Annotated in this window: 15 protein-coding genes; 12 read left to right on the top strand and 3 right to left on the bottom strand. The window is 61.6% G+C overall.

The annotated features are described in order from the left end of the window. Window position 1 precedes the first annotated feature (1 nt). Both lpdA and ACP7BX_RS23830 read left to right on the top strand, forming a co-directional pair. On the top strand, window positions 2-1,381 hold the full coding sequence (gene lpdA, locus ACP7BX_RS23825; RefSeq protein WP_426127507.1) for a dihydrolipoyl dehydrogenase: 1,380 nt from the start codon (window positions 2-4) through the stop codon (window positions 1,379-1,381). 82 nt (window positions 1,382-1,463) lie between these two features. Continuing rightward, window positions 1,464-2,483, top strand: a complete 1,020-nt coding sequence (locus tag ACP7BX_RS23830) for a branched-chain amino acid aminotransferase (protein ID WP_033902025.1) — start codon at window positions 1,464-1,466, stop codon at window positions 2,481-2,483. A 34-nt stretch (window positions 2,484-2,517) separates the two neighbouring features. On the opposite strand, the gene ACP7BX_RS23835 is transcribed toward ACP7BX_RS23830, so the two are convergent. Then, a complete protein-coding gene (locus tag ACP7BX_RS23835) occupies window positions 2,518-3,408 on the bottom strand; it encodes a GNAT family acetyltransferase (protein WP_426127505.1) in 891 nt (296 codons plus the stop codon). Between the two features lie 286 nt (window positions 3,409-3,694). Here ACP7BX_RS23835 and ctlX point away from each other — a divergent pair, with 286 nt between their 5' ends. The 7 genes from ctlX to ACP7BX_RS23870 all read left to right on the top strand — a co-directional run bounded on the left by ctlX (window position 3,695) and on the right by ACP7BX_RS23870 (window position 9,593). After that, window positions 3,695-4,621, top strand: a complete 927-nt coding sequence (gene ctlX / locus ACP7BX_RS23840) for a citrulline utilization hydrolase CtlX (protein WP_426127503.1) — start codon at window positions 3,695-3,697, stop codon at window positions 4,619-4,621. Window positions 4,622-4,637: 16 nt separating this feature from the next. Next, window positions 4,638-5,684 (top strand): ornithine cyclodeaminase, encoded by a 1,047-nt coding sequence (locus ACP7BX_RS23845; protein WP_426127501.1) that lies wholly within the window; start codon window positions 4,638-4,640, stop codon window positions 5,682-5,684. A gap of 245 nt (window positions 5,685-5,929) precedes the next feature. Next, window positions 5,930-6,709 carry an ABC transporter substrate-binding protein gene (locus ACP7BX_RS23850; RefSeq protein ID WP_016979448.1) on the top strand — a complete coding sequence of 260 codons (780 nt, stop codon included), beginning with the start codon at window positions 5,930-5,932 and terminating at the stop codon, window positions 6,707-6,709. A gap of 135 nt (window positions 6,710-6,844) precedes the next feature. Then, a complete protein-coding gene (locus tag ACP7BX_RS23855) occupies window positions 6,845-7,546 on the top strand; it encodes an ABC transporter permease (RefSeq protein WP_426127498.1) in 702 nt (233 codons plus the stop codon). Continuing rightward, window positions 7,543-8,256 carry an ABC transporter permease gene (locus ACP7BX_RS23860; RefSeq protein WP_426127496.1) on the top strand — a complete coding sequence of 238 codons (714 nt, stop codon included), beginning with the start codon at window positions 7,543-7,545 and terminating at the stop codon, window positions 8,254-8,256. Before ACP7BX_RS23855 ends, ACP7BX_RS23860 begins: the two co-directional genes overlap by 4 nt. 3 nt (window positions 8,257-8,259) lie before the next feature. After that, the gene (locus tag ACP7BX_RS23865) at window positions 8,260-9,090 is read left to right on the top strand and encodes an ABC transporter ATP-binding protein (protein ID WP_426127494.1); all 831 of its coding nucleotides are present in this window, start codon (window positions 8,260-8,262) and stop codon (window positions 9,088-9,090) included. Between the two features lie 5 nt (window positions 9,091-9,095). After that, window positions 9,096-9,593, top strand: a complete 498-nt coding sequence (locus ACP7BX_RS23870) for an Lrp/AsnC family transcriptional regulator (protein ID WP_016974875.1) — start codon at window positions 9,096-9,098, stop codon at window positions 9,591-9,593. Window positions 9,594-9,603: 10 nt separating this feature from the next. On the opposite strand, the gene ACP7BX_RS23875 is transcribed toward ACP7BX_RS23870, so the two are convergent. Both ACP7BX_RS23875 and ACP7BX_RS23880 read right to left on the bottom strand, forming a co-directional pair. Beyond that, window positions 9,604-10,872 (bottom strand): Zn-dependent hydrolase, encoded by a 1,269-nt coding sequence (locus tag ACP7BX_RS23875; protein WP_033902019.1) that lies wholly within the window; start codon window positions 10,870-10,872, stop codon window positions 9,604-9,606. Between the two features lie 27 nt (window positions 10,873-10,899). Then, entirely contained in the window at window positions 10,900-12,381 is a 1,482-nt protein-coding gene (locus ACP7BX_RS23880) for an NCS1 family nucleobase:cation symporter-1 (RefSeq protein ID WP_177075224.1), read from the bottom strand. A gap of 591 nt (window positions 12,382-12,972) precedes the next feature. On the opposite strand from ACP7BX_RS23880, the gene hydA reads away from it, so the two are divergent. The 3 genes from hydA (at window position 12,973) to preA (ending at window position 17,136) form a co-directional block, all read left to right on the top strand. Then, entirely contained in the window at window positions 12,973-14,412 is a 1,440-nt protein-coding gene (hydA, locus tag ACP7BX_RS23885; RefSeq protein WP_033902017.1) for a dihydropyrimidinase, read from the top strand. Between the two features lie 82 nt (window positions 14,413-14,494). Then, complete coding sequence (locus tag ACP7BX_RS23890; protein WP_426127491.1) at window positions 14,495-15,862, top strand: NAD(P)-dependent oxidoreductase; 1,368 nt, start codon at window positions 14,495-14,497, stop codon at window positions 15,860-15,862. Next, a complete protein-coding gene (preA, locus tag ACP7BX_RS23895) occupies window positions 15,862-17,136 on the top strand; it encodes an NAD-dependent dihydropyrimidine dehydrogenase subunit PreA (protein WP_426127489.1) in 1,275 nt (424 codons plus the stop codon). The genes ACP7BX_RS23890 and preA overlap by 1 nt, the downstream gene beginning before the upstream one ends. Window positions 17,137-17,233: the final 97 nt, after the last annotated feature.

Genomic DNA, 17,233 nt, shown 5'->3' on the forward strand with positions numbered 1-17,233 from the left:
CATGACGCAGACATTGAATACCACGCTGCTGATCATCGGCGGCGGCCCTGGCGGTTATGTGGCGGCGATCCGTGCCGGCCAGTTGGGCATCCCGACCCTTCTGGTGGAAGGCCAGGCGCTCGGCGGCACCTGCCTGAATATCGGCTGCATCCCGTCCAAGGCGTTGATCCATGTGGCCGAGCAGTTCCAGCAAACCATCCACCACAGCCAGGGTTCGCAACTGGGCATTGAAGTGGATGTGCCGACCCTGGATATCCGCAAAAGCGTGGAATGGAAAGATGGCATCGTGGATCGCCTGACCACGGGCGTCGCCGCCTTGCTGAAGAAGCACAAGGTGCAGGTGATCCACGGTTGGGCCAAGGTGGTGGACGGCAAGACCGTTGACGTCGGCGACCAGCGCATCCGGTGCGAGCACTTGCTGCTGGCCACCGGTTCGAAAAGCGTCAACCTGCCGATGCTGCCGATTGGCGGGCCGATCATCTCCTCCACCGAAGCCCTTGCACCGAAAAGCGTGCCCAAGCGCCTGATCGTGGTAGGCGGCGGTTATATCGGTCTGGAACTGGGCATCGCCTACCGCAAGCTCGGCGCCGAGGTCAGTGTGGTCGAGGCACAGGATCGTATCCTACCCGCCTACGACGCCGAGCTGACGCAGCCGGTGAACGAATCCCTCAAGCAACTGGGCGTGAAGCTGTACCTCAAGCACAGCGTCACCGGTTTTGCCGATGGTAGCCTGCAAGTGCGCGACCCGAATGGCGACACCCTGTCGTTGGCAACCGACCAGGTGCTGGTCGCCGTCGGTCGCAAACCCAACACCCAGGGTTGGAACCTTGAAGCGCTGAACCTGGAGATGAACGGCGCGGCGATCAAGATCGACAGCCGCTGCCAGACCAGCATGCGCAACGTGTACGCCATCGGCGACCTGAGCGGCGAGCCGATGCTCGCGCACCGCGCCATGGCCCAGGGCGAAATGGTCGCCGAACTGATCAGCGGCAAGTCCCGCGAATTCAACCCGGCCGCGATCCCGGCGGTGTGCTTCACCGACCCGGAACTGGTGGTGGTCGGCAAAACCCCGGACGAAGCCAAGGCCGCCGGATTGGACTGCATCGTCTCAAGCTTCCCGTTCGCGGCCAATGGCCGGGCGATGACCCTGGAGTCGAAAACCGGCTTCGTACGGGTGGTGGCGCGACGTGACAATCACCTGATCGTCGGCTGGCAGGCCGTGGGGGTGGGTGTCTCGGAACTGTCCACCGCCTTTGGCCTGAGCCTGGAAATGGGGTCGCGCCTGGAAGACGTGGCGGGCACCATCCACGCCCACCCGACCCTTGGTGAAGCGGTGCAGGAAGCCGCGCTGCGGGCGCTGGGGCATGCGTTGCACCTTTGAAGGGGGTGCTAAGGCACCGGCTAATGAAGTATTGTTGCGCCCATCCAGAAAAAAACCGACTTGACCAACGATAGAGGGTGTCATGGGTAACGAAAGCATCAATTGGGACAAGCTGGGTTTTGACTACATCAAGACCGACAAGCGGTTTCTCCAGGTCTGGAAAAACGGCGAATGGCAAGAAGGCACCCTGACCGACGACAACGTGCTGCACATCAGCGAGGGCTCCACCGCCCTGCACTACGGCCAGCAATGCTTTGAAGGCCTCAAGGCCTACCGCTGCAAGGACGGTTCGATCAACCTGTTCCGCCCGGACCAGAACGCCGCCCGCATGCAACGCAGCTGCGCGCGCCTGCTGATGCCGCATGTGCCGACCGACGTGTTCATCGACGCCTGCAAACAAGTGGTCAAGGCCAACGAACATTTCATCCCGCCGTACGGCAGCGGCGGCGCGCTGTACCTGCGCCCGTTCGTGATCGGCACCGGTGACAACATCGGCGTGCGTACCGCGCCGGAGTTCATCTTCTCCGTGTTCTGCATTCCGGTCGGCGCCTACTTCAAAGGCGGCCTGGTGCCGCACAACTTCCAGATATCCACCTTCGACCGCGCCGCGCCACAAGGCACCGGTGCCGCCAAGGTCGGTGGCAACTACGCCGCCAGCCTGATGCCAGGTTCCGAAGCGAAGAAAGCCGGTTTTGCCGACGCGATCTACCTGGACCCGATGACCCACTCGAAAATCGAAGAAGTCGGCTCGGCCAACTTCTTCGGGATCACCCACGACAACCAGTTCATCACGCCGAAGTCGCCTTCGGTGCTGCCAGGCATCACCCGCCTGTCGCTGATCGAACTGGCCAAGACCCGCCTGGGTCTGGACGTGGTCGAGGGCGAAGTGTTCATCGACAAACTGGACCAGTTCAAGGAAGCCGGCGCCTGCGGTACGGCTGCGGTGATCTCGCCGATCGGCGGCATCCAGTACAACGGCAAGCTGCACGTGTTCCACAGCGAGACCGAAGTCGGCCCGATCACCCAGAAGCTCTACAAAGAGCTGACCGGTGTGCAGACCGGTGACGTTGAAGCGCCGCAAGGCTGGATCGTCAAGGTCTAAGCAACCCGGAAAAACCCGCCAGATGGCGGGTTTTTTATTGTTCCGGGATATTCACCGTGATCTTCTTGCCCATGCTGATCCTCGGTTCCACCCCATACCCCAACGCCTCGTAGAACCCCACCACCGCATCATTGCCGCCAGTGATCTGCAGGTTGATCTTCATGCAACCCAAGGCGGTCAATGCCTGTTCCGCATGACGCACCAGTGAAGATCCCAAGCCATGGCGCCGATAGTCAGCGTGCACCGCCACCGAATACAGCCAGCCACGGTGGCCGTCGTAGCCGGCCAGAATCGTTCCGATCACCGTCTTTTTATCCGTGGCCACGAAGAACAACCCATCGTTGACGGCCAACTTCTTATCGATCGCCAGGGTGGGTACGTTATGGGCAGTGTCATAACCAAAGGCCTGCTGCCATAACGCAACCACTTGCGCCCGATGCTGGCGGTCGCGATACGGTCCGATGGGATGCCGGGACAGCAGCGCCTTTTCCATCACCAGCGTACGTTCATTGCCGTGGTAGACATCACGCACAGTATTAAACCCCAGCTTGGTGTAGAACGGCTCGGCCGTCAGTGATGACGGCACGCTCAATACCGTCACCCCCGCCTCACGGGCGCGCAACTCGATCTCGATCATCAGCAGCCGGCCAATGCCTTGCCCTTGCAGCGCCGGATTGACGAACACCGAGCGCACCACGTTGGCGTCGAGGGCGGCGGTGGCGACGATCACTTGATCTTGAATGGCCACGAGCACCAGGCGGCGCTTGAGCAAGATCAACACCGCATCCGGCGTGAAATTACTCGCCACCCGCGCAATCACATCCGCCGGGTAATCCCGCGCATTGCTGCTGTGCAAGGCCGCCAGGATGACCTGGCTGATCCCTTCGGCATCGGCTGCCTGGGCGAGACGAACGGCGGTAGACATGATTCCTCCTGGCTGACGGCGCGATAACAAACACCACAATAACAATGTGGGAGCTGGCTTGCCTGCGATGACGGTAAATCAGTGTCCTATTTGTTGACTGACCCACCGCCATCGCAGGCAAGCCAGCTCCCACAGTTTGATCGCATTCCAACCTCTACAGCTGATTCGGCTGTGCCATTACCCTTTTCAGCTTTCCCGGCTGAGCCGCCCTAAGGTTTCAGCCGGGATTCATCCGCCATACCGCACAAAATAGCCCCACAGCTCAACCCCATGGATTCGTGCACCCATGCAAACCACCAATACCGTCTTGATGATTCGCCCGGCGCGCTTTGCCTTCAACCCGGACACCGCGATCAACAACCGCTTCCAACGCCAGCCCCTCGACCCGCTCAGCGCACAGCAGAAAGCGCTGGAAGAATTCGACGGCTATGTCGATACCCTGCGCCAGCACGGCGTCGAAGTCCTGGTGGTGCAAGACACGCCGGCGCCTCACACGCCCGATTCGATCTTCCCCAATAACTGGTGGAGCAGCCACGCCGACGGCAGCCTGGTGCTGTACCCGATGGAAGGCCAGAACCGACGACTGGAGCGCAACAAAGGCGTGCTGCAAGTGCTGGAACAGCGATTTACAGTCAAGGACACCATCGACCTCAGCCACCTCGAACAACAGAACATCTTCCTCGAAGGCACCGGCAGCATGGTGCTCGACCGCCAGCATCGCATCAGCTACGCCTGCCATTCTGGGCGCACCCACCACGACGCCCTGCGCCAGTTCGCCGAACGCCTCGACTACCAACTCTGCGTGTTCCATGCCGTCGACCGCCATCACGCACCGATCTACCACAGCAACGTGATGATGAGCGTCGGTCGCGACCTTTCGGTGGTGTGCCTGCAAGCCCTGCCGGACGCCAGCGAACGCCAGGCCCTGGAACGCTCCCTGCGCGACACCGGCAAAGACATCCTCGCCCTCGACTTCGACCAGTTGGAGGCCTTCGCCGGCAACATGCTCGAAGTGCATGACCGCGACGGCCAGCCGCTGCTGGTGATGTCAGCCAGCGCCTGGGGCGCCCTGCAACCCGCGCAGCGCGTGCATGTGGAACGCCATACGCGGCCGGTGGTGGTGAACATCGACAACATCGAACGCATCGGCGGCGGCAGTGCCCGCTGCATGCTGGCGGAAGTGCACCTGCCCGCCCGCGCCACCGTCCAATAACTCAAGGAGTCTTGCCATGACCCGCTATATCGACGTCAACGACCTCTGCTACCTGGTCTCGCAAAAAGGCCTGCAAACCTGCATCACCGAAATGGCCGAGTACATCCGTGCCGACTACCTGCGCTGGCAGGATTTCGAAAAATGCGCGCGCCTGGCCAACCACTCGCCGGACGGCGTAATCGAGTTGATGCCGGTGTCCGACGCGTCGCTGTACGCGTTCAAATACGTCAACGGCCACCCGAAAAACACCCTGGCCGGCATGCTCACCGTGATGGCCTTCGGCGCCCTGGGCGATGTGGACACCGGCCTGCCGGTGCTGCTGGCAGAAATGACCTTGACCACCGCGATTCGCACCGCCGCCACCTCGGCGCTGGTCGCCCGCTACCTGGCCCGCGACAACAGCCGCAGCATGGCGCTGATCGGCAACGGCTCCCAGAGCGAGTTCCAGGCCCTGGCCTTCCACGCCATGCTCGGCATCAATGAGATCCGCCTGTTCGATATCGACGCCAAGGCCACCGCCAAGCTGGCGGCCAACCTCAAGGCGTTCCCGGCGATCAAGGTGATCCTGGCCGGCAGCGTCGCCGAAGCGGTGAAAGGCGCGGACATCGTCACCACCGTCACGGCCGACAAGGCCTACGCCACCATCCTGACAGACGAGATGATCGAACCCGGCATGCACCTCAACGCCGTCGGCGGCGACTGCCCCGGCAAGACCGAGCTGGACCGACGTATCGTCGAGCGCGCGCGGGTGATCGTGGAGTACGAGCCGCAAAGCCGCATCGAAGGTGAAATCCAGCACATGCCGGAAGACTCGCCCGTCACCGAACTGTGGCAAGTGATCAACGGCCAACAGCCCGGCCGCGAAAATGCGCGCCAGGTGACCCTGTTCGACTCGGTAGGTTTTGCCATCGAAGACTACTCGGCCCTTCGCTACGTGCTGGACGTGGCCAAGGCCCTGGAGGTAGGCAGCGATCTTGAGTTGGTGCCGGACCTGGCCGACCCGAAAGACCTGTTCGCCCGCCTGGCCCAGCAGCCTCGGCTACAGCAGAAAAAGCGCGCCTGAGAACGCTCTGGCCTGCCGCTTTGCGCCGAGGGCGGGCCAGATTCACCCTAGTGAAAAGCCGATTCAGCGGGTGCCTCAGCCGATTCCGCTGCATTGTCGGTTTTAACAGCGCAATTTGCGCTTTATGTGAGGGGTAAACGACACAAAAAACGCACCACCTTGGAGCATTCTCTCCCCCCAATAAGAACGATTTGTTTCAACTCGATTACTGCCCTGACATCAATTACAAAATATAGGGACTCCACATGACTCCACTGCGATCACTCTTCGCCGCGTTGCTGTTGCCACTCTGCGCCACCGCCGCCCACGCCCAGGACTGGAAAGAAATCCGCTTCGGCGTATTCCCCGAATATCCCCCCTTCGAGTCCGTCGCCGCCGACGGCAGCCTGCAAGGCTTCGATATCGAGCTGGGCAACGCCATCTGCGCCAAGCTGGAAGTGAAATGCACCTGGGTGCACAACGAATTCGACGGCATGATCCCGGCCCTGCGCGCGCGCAAGTTCGACGCGATCATGTCCTCCATGGCCGTGACCCCGGCCCGCGAAAAGATCATCGACTTCAGTGACCGCCTGTTCCTCAGCCCGACCTCGGTGATTACGCGCAAAAGCGCCGACTTCGGCGACACCCCGGAGTCGCTGAAGGGCAAGCAAGTCGGCGTGTTGCAGGGCTCGCTGCAAGAGGCCTATGCCCGTGCGCACTTGGCCAAGCTCGGCGCGCAGATCAAGGCGTATCAGTCCCAGGACCAGAACTACGCCGACCTGCAGAACGGCCGCCTCGACGCGACCCTGACCGACAAGCTCGAAGCCCAGCTCAACTTCCTGTCCAAACCCGAAGGCGCCGACTTCAAGACCGGCCCGGCCTTCAAGGACCCGACCTTGCCCCTGGACATCGCCATGGGCTTGCGCAAGAACGATCAGGAACTGCGGGCGCTGATCAACAAGGGCATCGCTGCTGTGCAGGCGGATGGGACCTATGCCGAGATCCAGAAGAAATACTTCGGCGATCAGGACATCTACCACGAATAGCAGCCTCGTCCTTGTGTGGGAGCTGGCTTGCCTGCGATCGCGGTGGGTCAGCTTGCACAGCTGTGACTGATGTTCCGCTATCGCAGGCAAGCCAGCTCCCACAATCAACCTGTGCGCTCCTTCGAGATCTACCCCATGAACGAATTCCTCAACCTGCAAGGCTACGGCCCCATGCTGGCCCAAGGCGCCTGGATGACCCTCAAGCTGTCATTCCTCGCCTTGGCCCTGAGCCTCGCCCTGGGCCTGATCGCCGCCGGCGCCAAGCTCTCCCGCGCCAAATGGCTGCGCGTGCCGGCCACGCTCTACACCACCTTGATCCGCAGCGTGCCGGACCTGGTGCTGATCCTGCTGATCTTCTACAGCCTGCAACTGTGGCTCAACGACCTGAGCGAAATGTTCGGCTGGGACTACTTTGAAATCGACCCGTTCACCGCCGGAGTGGTCACCCTTGGGTTTATCTACGGCGCGTATTTCACCGAGAACTTCCGGGGCGCGATCCTCAGCGTGCCGGCCGGCCAACTGGAAGCGGCGACCGCCTACGGCCTGAGCCGCTGGCAGCGCTTTCACCTGGTGCTGTTCCCGCAACTGATGCGTTTTGCCCTGCCGGGCCTGGGCAATAACTGGCTGGTGCTGCTCAAGTCCACGGCGCTGGTGTCGATCATCGGCCTGTCGGACCTGGTCAAGGCCGCACAAAATGCCGGCAAAACCACCAACGAGCCGTTGTACTTCCTGATCCTCGCCGGCCTGATGTACCTGGTGATCACCACCCTCTCCAACCGCATCTTCAAGCGCCTCGAACGGCGCTACAACCTCGGCATCAAGGGGATGGCGCGATGATCGAACTGTTCCAGCAATACGGCCTGGCCTACCTGTTCAGCGATGGCGCGGGGTTGTCCGGCGTCGCCATGACGTTGTGGTTGTTCATCATCTCGGTGGTGTTGGGTTTTTGCCTGTCGATCCCGTTGGCGCTTGCGCGGGTTTCCGAGCACGTCTGGCTGCGCTGGCCGGTGGAGGTCTACACCTACCTGTTTCGCGGCACGCCGCTGTATATCCAGCTGCTGATTTGCTACACCGGGCTGTACAGCCTGGAAGTGGTGCAGGACAACGCCCTGCTCAACCAGTTTTTCCGCAACGCGCTGAACTGCACGCTGCTGGCGTTTGTGCTCAACACCTGCGCCTACACCGTGGAAATCTTCGCCGGGGCGATTCGCAATATTCCCCATGGCGAAATCGAAGCGGCCCGCGCCTATGGCCTGCATGGCTGGCGCTTGAACCTGTTCGTGGTGGTGCCCGCCGCGCTGCGCCGCGCATTGCCGGCCTACAGCAACGAAATGATCCTGATGCTGCACGCCACCTCCCTGGCGTTTACCGCCACCGTGGCCGACATCCTCAAGGTGGCCCGCGACGCCAATGCCGAAACCTTCCTGACGTTCCAGGCCTTCGGCATCGCGGCCCTGCTCTACATGCTGCTGTCCTTTGCACTGGTGGGCCTGTTCCGACTGGCCGAACGTCGCTGGATGCGTTTTCTTGTTCCTACCCGAGGCTAACCCATGAATCAGTCCGCGCAGGCCCTGGCCGCTTATCCCGTTGACGAACCCGTTGCCAAACCCGCCACTGCCGCCATCAAGCTGCAAGTCGAAGGCATCCACAAACGCTACGGCGAACACGAAGTGCTCAAGGGGGTGTCCCTGAATGCGCGCCAGGGCGATGTGATCAGCCTGATCGGCGCCAGCGGCTCGGGCAAAAGCACGATGCTGCGCTGCATCAATTTCCTCGAACAACCGGACGCCGGGGTGATCACCCTGGACGGCATCAGTATCGAAATGCGCCAGGGCCGTGCCGGCACCCGTGCGCCGCATCAAGCGCAGTTGCAGAACCTGCGCACGCGCCTGGCCATGGTGTTCCAGCACTTCAATCTGTGGAGCCACATGACCGTGCTGGAAAACATCACCATGGCTCCGCGCCGGGTGCTGGGCGTGAGCGCCGCCGAGGCGGAGAAACGCGCGCGCCTGTACTTGGACAAGGTCGGCCTGCCGGGCCGCGTGGCGGATCAGTACCCGGCGTTTCTCTCCGGCGGCCAGCAACAGCGCGTGGCGATTGCGCGGGCCTTGGCGATGGAGCCGGAGATTATCCTGTTCGATGAACCAACTTCCGCACTCGACCCAGAACTTGTAGGAGAAGTCCTCAAAGTCATACAGACGTTGGCCGAGGAAGGTCGTACCATGCTGATGGTCACCCACGAAATGGGCTTTGCCCGCCAGGTGTCCAGCCAAGTGCTGTTCTTGCACCAGGGCCGGGTTGAGGAACACGGCGACGCCAGGATCCTCGACCACCCCAACAGCCAACGCTTGCAGCAATTTCTTTCCAACCGTTTGAAGTGAAACCCATGGATACCAAGGCCAACGGCCCCCATTCCTCCCCCGCGCTGGACCGCATCGATGAAGCCATCATCGAAGTGCTGCGCCACCAAGGGCGTATCACCTACGAAAAGCTCTCGTCGCTGGTGCACCTCACGCCCAGGCCCTGCCTGGAACGGGTGCGCAAGCTGGAGCGGCGCGGGGTGATCCGTGGGTATGGGGCGATCATCGATGTGCAGATGGTCTCGCCAGGCCTTTCGTTGCTGGTGCTGGTGGCCTTGTCCAACCAGAGCGGGCGCTCGGCGCAAAAAGCCTTCGAAGCCTGCGTCAAGGCTTGCCCGCAGGTGTTCGAATGCCAGTTGATCAGCGGCCCGTTTGACTACAGCCTGCGCATGCGCTGCCGGGACATGGAGCATTACCGGGTGCTGACGGAAACCTGGTTGAACAATGATGAGTTGCACATCGATAAGTTGGTGGCGCATCCGGAGTTGGCGGTGGTGAAAAACACCGCCACCGAACTGGCCTAGCAAGCGCCACTCAGGCCGCCAGCTTACCGCTGGCGATGGCCGCAGAAGCCGCGACCATCGCCTTTAGCAGCACCGCACACCCCGCCGCCAGGTCATCCGGGGCGGCGTTTTCAATTTCGTTGTGGCTGATGCCGCCCTCGCACGGCACAAAAATCATGCCCGCCGGGCCCAGTTCGGCCACGAAGATCGCGTCATGCCCTGCCCCACTGACGATGTCCATGTTCGACAAGCCCAGGCTATTGGCGGCCTCCCGCACTGCGTCCACACAACCCTTGTCGAAATACAGCGGCGGGAAATCGGCCGTGGGTTCCATCTCGAAGCTCAAGCCATGCTTGGCACAGGTGTCTTCAATCACCTTGCGCACCTGGGCAATCATCGAGTCCAGGCGCGCCGGCTCCAGATGACGGAAGTCCAGGGTCATGCGCACTTCACCGGGAATCACATTGCGCGAGCCGGGGTAAGCCTGCAGGCAACCGACGGTGCCGCAGGCATGGGGTTGATGCCCAAGCGCCGCCGCATTCACCGCCGCCACCACCGCCGCGGCGCCCACCAGGGCATCCTTGCGCAGGTGCATCGGCGTCGGCCCCGCATGGGCCTCGACGCCGCGCAGTTTCAGGTCGAACCACTTCTGTCCGAGGGCGCCCAGCACCACGCCGATGGTTTTTTTCTCGTCTTCAAGAATCGGCCCCTGTTCGATGTGCGCCTCGAAATAAGCACCCACCTTATGCCCGCTGACCGGCCGCGCGCCCGCGTAGCCAATCGCGTTCAGCGCATCGCCCACGCTGACGCCGTCCGCATCGACCTTGGCCAACGTATCGGCCAGGGTGAATTTCTCGGCGAACACGCCCGAGCCCATCATGCACGGCGGAAAACGCGAGCCCTCTTCGTTGGTCCACACCACCACTTCCAACGGCGCCTCGGTTTCTACGTTCAGGTCGTTGAGGGTGCGCAGTACTTCCACACCCGCCAGTACGCCGAAGCAACCGTCGAACTTGCCGCCGGTGGGCTGGGTGTCGATGTGGCTGCCGGTCATCACCGGTGGCAGGTTCGGATTACGCCCCGGACGACGGGCGAAGATGTTGCCGATGCCATCCACGGTCACCGTGCAGCCGGCCTCTTCGCACCACTGCACGAACAGGTCGCGGGCCTTGCGATCCAGGTCGGTGAGGGCCAGGCGACACACACCGCCCTTGGGCGTGGCGCCGAGCTTGGCCAGGTCCATCAGCGACTGCCACAGGCGGTCGCGGTTGATTTGCAGGACGTCGAGGGCAGCGTTCATGAGTGATCTCCTCAGGCTGGTTTTTTCTTATGGATTGACGGCAACCGGGCTGGTCCCGCGCTTGGCATTCAGGCCGTAGTACAACAGGCCGCCCAACGCCGAACCGGTAAACCAGCCGTAGCTGTAGAACCAGCTGAACGCATCGCTGCCCAGGGACAGCAAGGTCAGCACCACCGGCACACCGAACGCGATGAAACCGCTCCAGTTCCATGCCGGGTACACGTCGTCGCGGTACAGGCCGGCCAGGTCGAGTTGTTGTTTGCGGGTGATGAAGTAGTCCACCACCATGATTCCGGCAATGGGCCCCAGCAGGCTTGAATAGCCCAGCAACCAGTTGGAATACACGGTTTCCAGGCTCACGTCGGACACGATCAGGCCGAGCTTTTTCAGCAACTCATGACCCATCAGCGCCAGCCCCACCAGGCCGGTCAGGATCACTGCCGTGGTGCGGTTGATCAGCTTGGGCGCGATGTTCTGGAAGTCATTGGTAGGCGACACAATGTTCGCAGCCGTGTTGGTGGACAAGGTGGCGATGATGATCAGCGCCATCGCAATGGCCACCCACACCGGGCTCTGGATATGCCCGATCAGGGTCACCGGGTCGGACACGCTGACCCCCACCAGTTTCACCGACGCGGCGGTCATGATCACGCCGAGGGCGGCGAACAGGAACATGGTCAGCGGCAGGCCGAAGATCTGCCCGAGGATCTGGTCCTTCTGGCTGTTGGCGTAACGGCTGAAGTCCGGGATATTCAGCGACAAGGTGGCCCAGAAACCCACCATCGCGGTGAGACCGGCCATGAAGTAACCGGTGAGGCTCGCGCCTTCCGGGCGTTTCGGCGGGATCGCCATCAACTCACTGATGGATACATTGGGCATCGCCCACACCAGCAGGCCAATGCCCACCGCCACCAGCAACGGCGCCGACAGCGTCTCCAGCCGCTTGATCGACTCGGCGCCACGCAGCACCACCCATAGGTTCAGGCACCAGAAAATCATGAAACCGATCACTTCACCGGTGCCGCCAAGGGACTTCCAACCCTCGAAGATCGAGCCGAGAAACAGGTGAATCGCCAGCCCGCCGAACATTGTCTGGATACCAAACCAGCCACAGGCCACCAGCGCGCGGATCAGGCATGGCACGTTGGAACCGAGGATGCCGAACGACGAGCGCAGCAGCACCGGAAACGGTATGCCGTACTTGGTGCCGGGGAAGGCGTTGAGGGTCAGCGGGATCAACACCACGATGTTGGCCAGCAGGATCGCCATCAGCGCCTCGCCCACCGACAAACCGAAATACGCGGTGAGCACCCCGCCCAAGGTGTAGGTGGGTACGCAGATCGACATGCCGACCCACAGCGCGGTGATGTGCCACTTGTTCCAGGTGCGTTCGTGCACCTTGGTCGGTGCCATGTCGTGGTTGTAGCGCGGGCTGTCGAGGACGTCGGGGCCGGCGTCGAGTTCGTACAGGCCGTTGCGCTCAATGACTTGCGATCTGTTCTGTTGCATGGCCGCTCCACGGTTTTTTCGAATTATTTTTGCTCACCTGCACGGTGTGTGCCGGTGGCCGGAGTACCTCGTAAACAACATGACATCACGGGCCCGGCCAGCCGCCACTGCACTCAATATCCATGCCGACAGACGCTACCAAACCCTCACCGCTTATATAACTTACTGATGTTTATCAGCTTTCCGATTGAGCCTTCGGTACTTGCCACGTTACTCAGGCTAGATAACGTGGAAGTTGCCCGAACTGTCAGGACTCAATCTGGTGCAACACAATTATTTTTATTTCCCCGCCCCGTCAAGAGGCAAGTCTCAAGCGTCTGATTTGCAATAAGAAATGTTGCTCAATTTAAGAACCTGTCAAGTGCGTCAAAATGGTGATAGCACGCTACATTTTGGTGATTTTCTATTTTTATTCATATAAATCATATAGTTAATCAAGATATAAGCTTATGAAAAATCTTCTTGCCCAATCTAAAAACTCGGGCTAGTTTCTATTCCTGTCACCGATGACAGGAATTAACTGACCCTCGGTAAGCAGCATTACAACACTTAGAACTGGCACAAGCCGGTCAAGCCTGTGAGGAACTCGACATGTCGCTGTTGATCCGTGGCGCCACCGTTATTACCCATGATGAAAGTTACCGCGCCGATGTGTTATGCGCAGGCGGTCTAATCCGGGCTATTGGTACGAATCTGGATATTCCCGCCGGCACTGAAATACTCGATGGCAGCGGCCAATACCTGATGCCCGGCGGCATCGACCCCCATACCCATATGCAACTGCCCTTCATGGGCACGGTGGCCAGTGAAGACTTTTTCAGTGGCACGGCGGCAGGCCTGGCGGGAGGCACCACGTCGATCATCGACTTTGTGATTCCCAACCCGCAGCAATCCCTGTTGGAAGCGTTTCACCAGTGGCGTGGCTGGGCGGAAAAATCCGCCTCGGACTACGGCTTCCACGTGGCGATCACCTGGTGGAGCGAACAGGTGCGCGAGGAAATGGCCGAGTTGGTCAGCCACCACGGCATCAACAGCTTCAAGCACTTCATGGCCTACAAGAACGCGATCATGGCGGCGGACGACACCCTCGTCGCCAGTTTCGAACGCTGCCTGGAACTGGGCGCGGTGCCCACCGTGCACGCGGAAAACGGCGAACTGGTGTACCACCTGCAACGCAAGCTGATGGCCCAAGGCATTACCGGGCCCGAGGCGCATCCGCTGTCGCGTCCTTCGCAAGTCGAAGGCGAAGCGGCCAGCCGCGCCATTCGCATCGCCGAGACCATCGGCACGCCGCTCTACCTGGTGCATGTGTCCACCCAGGAAGCGCTGGATGAAATCACCTACGCACGCAGCAAAGGTCAGCCGGTCTACGGCGAAGTGCTGGCCGGCCACCTGTTGCTGGACGACAGCGTCTACCAGCACCCGGACTGGCAAACCGCCGCCGGTTACGTGATGAGCCCGCCATTCCGTCCGCGCGGGCATCAGGAAGCGCTGTGGCATGGCCTGCAATCCGGCAACCTGCACACCACCGCCACCGATCACTGCTGCTTCTGCGCCGAGCAGAAAGCCGCCGGCCGTGACGACTTCAGCAAGATCCCCAACGGCACCGCCGGCATCGAAGACCGCATGGCGCTGCTGTGGGATGAAGGGGTCAACACCGGTCGTTTGTCGATGCAGGAGTTTGTCGCGCTGACCTCCACCAACACCGCGAAGATCTTCAACCTCTACCCGCGCAAAGGCGCGATCCGCGTGGGCGCCGATGCCGACCTGGTGCTGTGGGACCCCGAGGGTACGCGGACCATTTCCGCCAAGACTCACCATCAGAAAGTCGATTTCAACATCTTCGAAGGCAAGACCGTGCGCGGCGTGCCGAGCCACACCATCAGCCAGGGCAAGCTGGTCTGGGCCGATGGCGACCTGCGTGCCGAGCGCGGTGCCGGGCGGTATGTGGAACGGCCGACGTATCCGCCGGTGTTTGAGCAGTTGAGCAAGCGGGCTGCGCATTCCAAGCCAGTGGCTGTGAAACGCTGAAGCCGCCGAAGAGGCCAGTACCGGCAACACAAAAACCAATGCCCATCAGAGGCAGTACCTCAATAACCGTGAGGCCAACACCGTGATCCAGACCCTGACCCACCTCCCCCATCCCACTGAGGATGGACCGACGCTCGCCAGCCATTTCACCGACCTGGCGCCACCGCTCAACGCTCGGCAGGCCCAACTGGAAGCCTCGCGCTGCCTGTATTGCTACGACGCGCCGTGCGTAAACGCATGCCCCAGCGAGATCGACATCCCGTCGTTCATCCGCAACATCCACACCGAAAACGTGCAAGGCGCCGCGCAGAAAATCCTCTCGGCCAACATCCTCGGCGGCAGTTGCGCCCGGGTCTGCCCCACCGAAATTCTGTGCCAGCAGGCGTGCGTGCGTAACAACGCCGAAGAATGCGCTCCGGTGCTGATCGGCCTGTTGCAACGTTATGCCGTCGACAATGCGCACTTCAGCGAACACCCCTTCCACCGCGCCGCCGCTACCGGCAAGCGCATCGCCGTGGTCGGCGCCGGGCCTGCTGGACTCGCGTGCGCCCACCGCAGCGCCTTGCACGGCCATGACGTGGTGATCTTCGAAGCCCGTGAAAAAGGCGGTGGCCTGAATGAATACGGGATCGCCAAGTACAAGCTGGTGGATGACTTCGCGCAGAAGGAGTTGGATTTCCTCCTGCAGATTGGTGGCATCGAGATTCGCCACGGCCAGCGTCTGGGAGACAACCTCACGCTGAGTGAACTGCACCAGCAATTCGACTCAGTGTTCCTCGGCCTCGGCCTGGCCGCCAGCAAACAACTCGGCCTGCCCTTTGAGGACGCCCCCGGCCTGCTTGCCGCCACCGATTACATCCGCGAACTGCGCCAGGCCGACGACCTGACCCAACTGCCCCTGGCCGATCGCTGCATCGTGCTCGGCGCCGGCAACACCGCCATCGACATGGCCGTGCAGATGGCCCGTCTCGGTGCGCGCGATGTGAACCTCGTTTACCGGCGTGGCTTGGCGGACATGGGCGCCACTCATCACGAACAGGATATCGCCAAGGCCAACCAGGTGCGCCTGCTGACCTGGGCCCAGCCGGAAGCAGTGCTGCTGGACGATCAGGGCCATGTGCGTGGCATGCGCTTCTTGCGCACGCGCATGGAAAACGGCCGTTTGCACCCGACCGGCGAAACCTTCGAACTGGCGGCCGATGCGATCTTCAAAGCCATCGGCCAGGGCTTCGATAACGCGGCACTGCACGATCCGCTGGCCCAGCAACTGCAGCGCGTCGGTGAACGGATCTTCGTCGATGAACAGCTGCGCACCAGCATTCCCGGTGTGTACGCGGGTGGCGATTGCGTCAGCCTCGGCCAGGACCTCACCGTGCAGGCGGTGCAACACGGCAAGCTGGCCGCCGAGGCCATCCATGCCCAACTCATGCTGAATGTGGAGGCTGCGTAATGGCCGATCTCTCGATTGTATTTGCCGGTATCAAAGCCCCCAACCCGTTCTGGCTGGCCTCCGCCCCGCCCACCGACAAGGCCTACAACGTGGTGCGCGCCTTCGAAGCCGGCTGGGGCGGCGTGGTGTGGAAAACCCTGGGCGAGGATCCGGCGGCGGTCAACGTGTCGTCACGCTACTCGGCGCATTACGGCGCCAACCGTGAAGTGCTGGGCATCAACAATATCGAGCTGATCACCGACCGCTCGCTGGAGATCAACCTGCGGGAAATCACCCAGGTGAAAAAGGACTGGCCCGACCGCGCACTGATCGTGTCGCTGATGGTGCCGTGCGTCGAGGAGTCCTGGAAAAACATCCTGCCGCGGGTGGAAGCCACCGGCTGCGACGGTATCGAACTGAACTTCGGTTGCCCCCACGGCATGCCCGAACGCGGTATGGGTGCGGCGGTGGGCCAGGTGCCGGAATACGTGGAACAGGTGACGCGCTGGTGCAAGACGTATTGCTCGCTGCCGGTGATCGTCAAGCTCACGCCGAATATCACCGACATCCGCGTGGCGGCGCGGGCGGCCTATCGCGGCGGCGCGGACGCGGTGTCGCTGATCAACACCATCAACTCCATCACCAGCGTCGACCTGGAACGCATGGTCGCGTTGCCGGTGGTGGGCACGCAAAGCACCCACGGCGGTTATTGCGGCTCGGCGGTCAAGCCGATTGCGCTGAACATGGTCGCCGAAATCGCCCGCGACCCGCAGACCCAGGGCCTGCCGATCTGCGGCATTGGTGGCATCGGCAACTGGCGTGACGCGGCGGAGTTTGTCGCCCTGGGCTGCGGCGCTGTGCAGGTGTGCACGGCGGCGATGCTGCATGGGTTTCGGATTGTGGAGGAGATGAAGGACGGGCTGTCGCGATGGATGGACAGCCAAGGCTACAACAGCCTGCAGGACTTTTCCGGACGTGCGGTGGGCAACACGACAGACTGGAAGTACCTGGACATCAACTATCAGGTGATTGCGAAGATAGATCAGGCAGCCTGCATTGGTTGCGGGCGTTGCCATATTGCCTGTGAGGACACGTCGCACCAGGCCATCGCCAGTTTGAAACAGGCGGATGGCACACATAAATACGAGGTGATCGATGACGAGTGCGTGGGCTGCAACCTGTGCCAGATCACCTGTCCGGTGGCGGACTGTATCGAGATGGTGCCGATGGATACCGGCAAGCCGTTCTTGAATTGGACGCAGGATCCGAGAAATCCCTACCGGGAGGCGGTGTAGTCCTTTAGATCGCTATCGCAGGCAAGCCAGCTCCCACATTCGACTGCATTCCTTCAGACAAAATGCGGTGAACTGTGGGAGCTGGCTTGCCTGCGAT

Origin of the sequence: Pseudomonas sp. DWP3-1-3b3 (assembly GCF_049896305.1) — a bacterium.
Lineage (GTDB): Bacteria > Pseudomonadota > Gammaproteobacteria > Pseudomonadales > Pseudomonadaceae > Aquipseudomonas > Aquipseudomonas azotoformans_A.